Source organism: Corynebacterium sp. HMSC08F01, assembly GCF_001807545.1.
GTDB classification, from domain to species: Bacteria; Actinomycetota; Actinomycetes; order Mycobacteriales; family Mycobacteriaceae; genus Corynebacterium; species Corynebacterium coyleae.
The window spans coordinates 34,553-42,029 of sequence record NZ_KV789285.1; the positions used below are offsets into that span (position 1 = coordinate 34,553).

The window sequence follows — 7,477 nt, forward strand, 5'->3', positions numbered from 1 at the left end:
TGGGCGATGGGCACCCGACATGGTGGACCTCTCCTTCGATTTCGGCACGATCAACGCCATCACGGGACCCGTGGGATGCGGAAAGACGAGCCTGGCCCACCTCATCGCTGGACTGATACCCTCGCACATCCCCATCGACCATGCCGGATCCGTGCACATCGTCGATGCCGACGGCACCGAATGCCCCGTGGACCGGGACCGGGTCACCTTCGTCGGGCAAGACCCGGCGACGCAGGTGCTCACGCTCCGAGTCGTCGATGACGTGTCCATGGCCCTCGAGTTTTCCCTCGTGGAAGCCGGCATCGTCGCCAAGCGATCAGCCGAGGCCCTAGCGGAGCTCGGGCTGTCAGAGCTCGCGGAGAAGGATCCGTGGGCTTTGTCGGGCGGGCAACGCCAGCGGATGGCCATCGCCGGTGCGGTGGCCAGGGCGCCGGAGGTCATGATCTTCGACGAGCCCGCGGCCCACGTCGACGAGGACGGTCGCCGGTCGCTGTTCGCCGCCATCCGTGACTTGCGGGCCCCGGGGCGCGTCATCCTGCTCATCGAGCACGACCTCCGCCCGTTCGACGGGTGGGTCGACACGGTGACGATCCTCGATGCGGACGGGAGCGTCGCCGCCCACGGAGCGCCGGATAACATCGTGGTGAAGGGCATTGCGACGACGGCCGCGACCGCCGGAACGCCGGACACCAGTACGCCGGGCACGGGGGCACCGGACCGTCCCGGTCCGGACCGGCGGCGAAAGTCCCGGAGGGCCGGGAATGGCACCGATCCGGAATCGGAGGCGGATGCCGTTCCACTGCTGGCCTTGACCGGAACCCACGTGGCCCGAGGCGGGGAGAAGATCCTGAACGGGGCCGATCTGACACTGGAACGGGGCGAGATTCATGCCCTAGTCGGCGCCAACGGAGCCGGTAAGTCCACCTTGCTGGCGGTGCTGTCGGGCCAGATGAAGGCGGGAGCGGACCTCCGGATCGACGGCGCGTCCGCCTGGCGCGTCCCCGACGCCTTCGCGTCGTGGGCGTTCCAGAACCCCGAGCACCAGTTCACCCGCGCGACCGTCGCCGCGGAAATCGACTCCGCGCTGGCCGGCACGGACCCGCACGGGCCACTCGGCACCGATGAGCTGCGGAAACTGCGGGAAGCCCTGTTCCCCCGGGCACTTGACCCCGTCTCGCCGTTCGTCCTGTCGGGCGGACAGAAAAGACGGTTGGGCATCTTCCTGGCGGTGGCGGCCAATCGCCGTTTGCTGCTTCTCGACGAGCCGTTGGCGCACCTGGATTCGCCGAGCGCGCGCATCGTGCTGGATGCGCTGGCGGAATACGCCGGGGCCGGCGGAACCGTTGTGTTCACGTGCCACGACCGCCGTGTCGCGCGAACGTGGGCGGATCGGGCGAGCATCGTCGCCGAAGGGAAGGTCGCCTGGTCCGGTCCCGCGGCCGACGTGCCGGCTGCCCCGGAGTCGTCCCGGCGGGATCGCGCACTGCCCGTGGCCGGCGCACGGACGTCCGGGGACGAAAGCCCCTGGACCGGTGAATCCGCCGCTCGGAGGCGCGCGGGGTTGAACGCCATCACGATCGTCGCGGCGGTGATGCTCGTCCTCGTCGCCGGGCTGCTCTCCGGCGGAGACGCCGTTCTCGCGCTGACGGGGGTCGCGTTCCTCGCACTCGCTGCAATCGCGGAGCGCGACGTTCGGGCGACGGCGGGGAAGGTCCTCCTCGTCCTGTTGATCGGGGTGTTCTTCGGCCTGCTCGGGTGGCGCTCCGAGTTCTACGGCGGTGGGGATCCGGCGGAGGCCGTCCGCCACGGCATCCATCACGGACTGCTGCTGACGGCCGTGTTCGCGGGGACGGTCCTGGTCTCCGCGTGCATGCGCGTCGAGGAGCTTTTCGACGCCATGGTGCAACGCTTCCGGGTGCCCTACACATGGTGCACCATAGCGATTTCCGGGGTGAGCATCGCGGCGTTCCTGCGCAGCGAAATCCCCCATCTGACATGGGCGATTAGATTGCGCTCGATGCGACCGGGGCAGTCTTTCCGCTCCGGCTTCATTCGCGCGACGACGCCCGCGCGCATCGCCTTTCCCTTGTTCGTCAGCGCCGTGCGCTGCGCCGAAAAGCTGTCCTTGACCCTGGCGATGCGCAACTTCGGCCGCCATCCGCGGCGCACCTTCCGCACCGATCACCCCTGGCGAGTGCGTGACGGATTCGCGGCCGCAGCGTCCGCCGCGGCCTTCGTCGCCGCCCTGGTGTCCGCAGTGACTTGACGGACGCCCGGAACCGGCGGGTCCCGGGCCCGCGAGCGTTTCCGAGCTTGTGCGGAGACGCGCCCCACCCAGTTGCTTCACCCTTTCAACCCTTCAGACACATCCTCCGGGTCACGCCATGCGGGCCCGGTCCGCCCGGCACCGGCATGGCGCCGACAACCGAAAGAGGTACCAATGAACACGATCCGGACCATCAGCGACGTGCTTCGGGACAAGGCCGATGAGACGAAAAAGGGGGCCGATCTTGATCCCGCGCTGGTGTTTCTCGACAGCCTGGCTCCGGGGATCGCGGTCGACGTCGGGGATTTCGGCGCGGAATCCGAAAAGGGGCTGCTGTCCCGGGTGGCGCCCTCGATCGCCGATCTCCCGCACGGAACGCCGGTTGCCCGCCTCTGGGCGGAGTTCGGCGGGGTCGATGAGACCGACGGGGAACGGGGGCCCGTCTGCGTGCCCTGGCCGCAGCAGTCGCACCGACGCTCCTGGAGGACCTTGGGCTTTCCGGCGACCGGGTGACGGCGACGGAGTTCAACTCGCTGCGCTCGCTCATCGATGCCCGCACCCGGTACCGGCCCGAGGGTCGGGTGAGGGAGGCGTTGTTCGTTTTCCCCGATGACGGCGAGGCTCACAACCACGACCAGTGGCGGGACCACCTCGTCGATGACCTCTGCGTCGCCGGCGTCGCGGGAAACCACTATTCGTTCGTCCTCGGAGAGGATGCCGCGCTGACCGGGGCCCTCATCGGGGAGTACATCGAACGCCGGCGCCAGGCGCCGGAAACGGACGACAGGGCAGCGGACCCGTCGTCCGAAGGAATCGACCGGTCGCGGGACCGGGGAAACGAAATGGAACATGACTGACCGACGAAACGGCGGGGAAGCACGGGACCGCGACGCGGGCGAACCCGTGAAAGTGCTGGTGGCCGGAGGTACCGGCGTCACCGGACGGCTCGTCCGGGGGATGCTCGGCGTCGTCGATGGGATTGAGCTGGCCTACACTTCCCGGCAGAAACCGGACGATGGCCCGGGGCGGCACTTCCCGCTGAGGATCGCCGCCGGCCACAACGAGATCTGCAGGGTCTTCCGCAAACACGATTGGGTGGTCAACTGCACCGGCCCGTTCGAGGTGCATGCAGACTCACTCGCCCGTGCTTGCATCGACTCAGGCACCGGGTACATCGACGTCAACGATTCGATCGACGCCCGCCGCGCGATCATGGCCCTCGACGGGGATGCTCGGCGGGAGGGGGTTCCCGTGCTCACCGGGTTCGGCCTGTGCCCGGGCTTGTCGACGGCCCTGTTGATGCTCGGGGCCCGCGCTGCGGGGGCCGAAGAGGTCCGCGATGTGCGGGTCGATCTGCGAATTGGCGCCGACCAGGAATCCGGGGCCGCGTCGGTCGAGTCGATGTTCCGGACTATCCGCGGCGGATACCGCACGATGCTCGGCGGCACCATCGTCGAGGTGCGGCGCAACCCGGTGTCGTCGCAAAGCGGAATCAGCTACGAATGCCCGGACATCGACGTCGTACGCGAGGTGTGCCCCTCGATCCGTGGATATTCCTACCACGTCGCCTTCGATGCCCTCCCCGATGAGTCGGTGGAGAAAATCCGCACGTCGAGACTGTACTCGATGCCCGTTGTCTCCGGTCTGCTCGCCCGTCTCGGAGCGGCCGTGACATCGCGGAAGGCGCGGGCGAAGGGCACTCCGCAACCCGCCGAGCTGGTCGTCGCACTGTCCTCCGCCGGCGCGGGCGATGCGGGGCCGGCGGCCGAGACGACCGTCGTCCGGGCGACCGGCCCGGGTTCCTACAAAATGACCGCGGCGATTGCTGCCGCCACCGTTGTGGCGGTCGCGGGGAAGCCGGTCGCGCCGGGGTGCCGGGATCTCGTCGGCCACCCCCGGCTCCTCGAACCGGTCCTCGCCTTCGCCCGCGATGCGGGCATCCATATCGAGGTGCCACATGACAACCCGACCACGGGGCCGCTGCCGACAGCGGCCCACTGCGATACCAAAGAAAAGGGGAAACGATGACGGATCAAGCTGAACGAGGTGCGGCGATCGTCGTCCGCGACCTCACGAAGAGCTACCCGATTGCGGGCAAAGCGGGCACCCCGCCCGAAGGCGGGGCAGGTGCCCCGCCGGACGGCGGGCGCAAGGGAAAGCGCGGTGCCCGGATGCGCAAGCATGTGCTCGACGGCGTGAGTTTCACCGTGCCCACCGGGGCGATCGTGTCATTCCTCGGCCACAACGGTGCAGGCAAGACCACCCTCATCCGAATCCTGTCGACGCTCATCACCGCCGACTCCGGCGAGGTGAGCATCTTCTCGCGCGACGTGAAAGAGGACCCGGCGGGCGTGCGCGCTGACATTGCCACCACCGGCCAATTCGCGGCGATCGACGAGAACCTCACCGGCCGGGAGAACCTGGAGTTCTTCGGGCGGCTGCGCGGACTCGACCGCGCCGCCGCGGCCGCCCGCGCGACGGAACTGCTCGCGCAATTCTCGCTCGCAGACAGTGCCTCGACGCTGGCGTCGGCCTATTCGGGTGGCATGCGGCGCCGCCTCGACATCGCCGCGTCGCTGTGCGTCGTGCCCAGGCTGCTGTTCCTCGACGAACCCACGACGGGGCTGGACCCGGTCAGCCGCGAAGAGCTGTGGGGCTTCATCCGGCAACTGCGGGACGACGGAATGACCCTGGTGCTGACCACCCAGTACCTGGAAGAGGCGGAGGCGCTGGCAGACCACGTCCATCTGCTCAAGGATCGCCGCATCGTCGCCAGCGGAACGCCGGAGGAATTGCGCCGCGCCTTCGGGTCGCACGTGCTCCGCGTGTCCTTCGCCACCGCCGCCGAGGCGGAGGCGTTCGCCCGCTGCCTCGGGGGAACGTGCCTGGACGGCGCCCGCGTCGCGGGGAAGTCGGTGTCCCTCGACGTCGACCCCGGACCGCGGGTCCTCGAGGCGGTGGCGCAGGCGATGGAGGCCTCGGAAGCGTTGCCGGATTCGCTGAGCGTGTCGCCGCCCACCCTCAACGAGGTGTTCATATCGATGAACGCAGGGGGTGCGGCGCGATGAGTGCGACGTCGGTCGCGGCGTTTCTCCGTCGGGATCTGCTGCTGTTGCGACGCAACACCGCGTCGCTGATCTCCATGTTCGTGGTTCCGCCCCTCTTCCTGCTGTGCCTGTACGCGGTGTTCGGGTACTCGGCGGAGCAATCCGGCTTCGGGTACCTGCGTTTCGTGCTCGGCGGCTGCCTGTTCCAGGCGGCGATGTTCACCGCCGCGGCGTCGGCGATGGCGGTGGGACAGGACGTCGAATCCGGGCTCGTTGACCGCGTGCGCGTGTTGCCCGGGGCCACAGGCGGCTATGTCGCCGGCAGGCTCGTCACCGATGTGCTGCGGATGTCCGCGTCGATCGCGGCGCTGCTGGTCGTCGCGTGGGCCTGCGGCCTCGACATGGCTGTCGGTGACGTCGCGTGGACTGTCCTGTGGTCGCTGCTCGCCGCGGCGGTCCTGTCCCTGGTCACGGACGGGGTGATCCTGATGGTGCCCGCCCCGGTGTCGACGGCCTCATCGATCCAGGCGCTGGAAATGCTGCTGCTCATGTTCTCCACCGCGTTCATTCCGGCGACCGCTTTGGACGGCTCCCTTCGCGACGTCGTGCGCCACATGCCTTTTTCGCCGGTGATCGAGGTGATTAGGGCGGCGTCCCCGGACGCCTTCCCGGATCGCGCCGGGGAAGAGGCCGCCCTGTGGCTCGGTGTCGCGGCGGTCGCCGGAATCGTCCTGTTCATCCGCCGGTTCACCTCGAGGAGCGAATCATGATTGGCGCCATCTTCGTGCATCTGCGGCGCATCGCCCACATTTGGCTGCGGCGCCCCGACTTCTGGTTCATGACGTTCATTGCTCCGCTCGTGTACCTGTTCATCGTCAACCGCATGTTCGGTGGCCTGGTCAGGCAGCTCACCGGAGAGTTCGAACTCCGGAACGCGGTCATCCTGGTCGTGACGGCGTGGGCGTTCATCCTGGCCATCACGGGATCATCCACCGTGTTCGTTGAACGCAGCAATGGCTTCCACGAGCGGTTGATCACCATGCCGGCGCCGTACGCGGCCGTGCCGGCCGCACGGATCATTGCCGAGTTCATCCGGATCATGGCGATGACGGCCGTCGTCGCGGCGGTGGCCGCCTTGCTTTCCGACGGCCCACCGGAGGTGTCCTGGTGGTGGAGGATCGCGGTGACCGGCGCGATGGTTGCCGCGGCGGCCGCATGCACCGGCACGTACATCGCGTTCTCCATCACCAGCCCCCAGGGTTCCGTGGCCCTCATCCCGTTAATCATCGTTGCGATGTTCGTCAACACGGTGCTCATGCCCGCCGACCACTTCCGTCCCCTCCTGCGCGGAATCGCCGGGCACACCCCCGTATCCGCGGCCGGCGAGGCCGTCAACGGCACCGGGGCTGCGGGTCTGGTGGTCTGCGCGGCCTGGTTCTTAGGCATCGCCGTGCTCGCGGCGTGGGGCATCGCCGTGAAAACGAGGCCGGGGGAGTCTGCATGACGGCCCGCGAATCCGAGCATCTAACCCGAAACCGCCGCGTGGATGCGGCCCACACACCCGGAGACAGAACCAGATGAAGTCGATTGCCCAGATCGTCCAGAACAACCTCAGACTCCTCGCGGCCTACGAGGACAAGGTCCAGCCGAGGTTCCTCAGCCGCTATGCGCGCGAACCGATGGACGCCGCCGTGTACCGGAAGCTCCGTGCGCTGGATCCCGGGCCGGATGCGCCGGCCCGGGTCCTCGACCTCGGTTGCGGAACCGGGTGGCTCGCCCGCACGCTCGCCGCTGAGTCTCGCTATCGCAGGGCGAACATCGTCGGCTACGACCTGTCGCCCAATGCGATCCGCATCGCCCGCGAACGCGCCGCCGCCGACGGGCTTGGGGCCCGGACGGAATTCCACGTTGCCGACATCCTCACGCCGCTCGCGGGAGAGCCCGGCGGGGCCTGTGAAATCTGGGTGTGTGGCGCGCTCCACCAAATGAAGGATGCGGGAGCCGCGCTCGGCAGGGTCGCCGGGCTGCTCGCCGATGGAGGCATCGCTTACGTGCAGACGTTCGTCGAGGATCCCGACGTGAACGAGCATGTGGACATGGCCGTCGTTGCGAAGATGGGCCACCGGGTGTTCCGGGGCAGCGAGGTCGAGGACCTCGCCGAAGC

At 68.6% G+C, this 7,477-nt stretch carries 8 protein-coding genes; all 8 read left to right on the top strand.

Annotation, left to right across the window (positions count from 1 at the left end; genetic code table 11):
• The first annotated feature begins 19 nt into the window (after window positions 1-19).
• Window positions 20-2,266, top strand: a complete 2,247-nt coding sequence (locus HMPREF3171_RS02550; protein ID WP_246815306.1) for an ATP-binding cassette domain-containing protein — start codon at window positions 20-22, stop codon at window positions 2,264-2,266.
• Window positions 2,267-2,440: 174 nt separating this feature from the next.
• The gene (locus tag HMPREF3171_RS12275) at window positions 2,441-2,779 is read left to right on the top strand and encodes a hypothetical protein (RefSeq protein WP_070482613.1); all 339 of its coding nucleotides are present in this window, start codon (window positions 2,441-2,443) and stop codon (window positions 2,777-2,779) included.
• The gene (locus tag HMPREF3171_RS12280) at window positions 2,776-3,123 is read left to right on the top strand and encodes a hypothetical protein (RefSeq protein ID WP_070482615.1); all 348 of its coding nucleotides are present in this window, start codon (window positions 2,776-2,778) and stop codon (window positions 3,121-3,123) included. The genes HMPREF3171_RS12275 and HMPREF3171_RS12280 overlap by 4 nt, the downstream gene beginning before the upstream one ends.
• On the top strand, window positions 3,116-4,294 hold the full coding sequence (locus tag HMPREF3171_RS02565) for a saccharopine dehydrogenase family protein (RefSeq protein WP_034666009.1): 1,179 nt from the start codon (window positions 3,116-3,118) through the stop codon (window positions 4,292-4,294). The genes HMPREF3171_RS12280 and HMPREF3171_RS02565 overlap by 8 nt, the downstream gene beginning before the upstream one ends.
• Window positions 4,291-5,334 carry an ABC transporter ATP-binding protein gene (locus HMPREF3171_RS02570; protein WP_034666007.1) on the top strand — a complete coding sequence of 348 codons (1,044 nt, stop codon included), beginning with the start codon at window positions 4,291-4,293 and terminating at the stop codon, window positions 5,332-5,334. The genes HMPREF3171_RS02565 and HMPREF3171_RS02570 overlap by 4 nt, the downstream gene beginning before the upstream one ends.
• Window positions 5,331-6,083, top strand: a complete 753-nt coding sequence (locus HMPREF3171_RS02575) for an ABC transporter permease (RefSeq protein WP_034666004.1) — start codon at window positions 5,331-5,333, stop codon at window positions 6,081-6,083. The genes HMPREF3171_RS02570 and HMPREF3171_RS02575 overlap by 4 nt, the downstream gene beginning before the upstream one ends.
• On the top strand, window positions 6,080-6,817 hold the full coding sequence (locus HMPREF3171_RS02580) for an ABC transporter permease (RefSeq protein ID WP_052205195.1): 738 nt from the start codon (window positions 6,080-6,082) through the stop codon (window positions 6,815-6,817). The genes HMPREF3171_RS02575 and HMPREF3171_RS02580 overlap by 4 nt, the downstream gene beginning before the upstream one ends.
• A gap of 73 nt (window positions 6,818-6,890) precedes the next feature.
• Window positions 6,891-7,477: class I SAM-dependent methyltransferase (locus tag HMPREF3171_RS02585; protein ID WP_070482617.1), on the top strand; the 587-nt coding region annotated here is incomplete at its 3' end.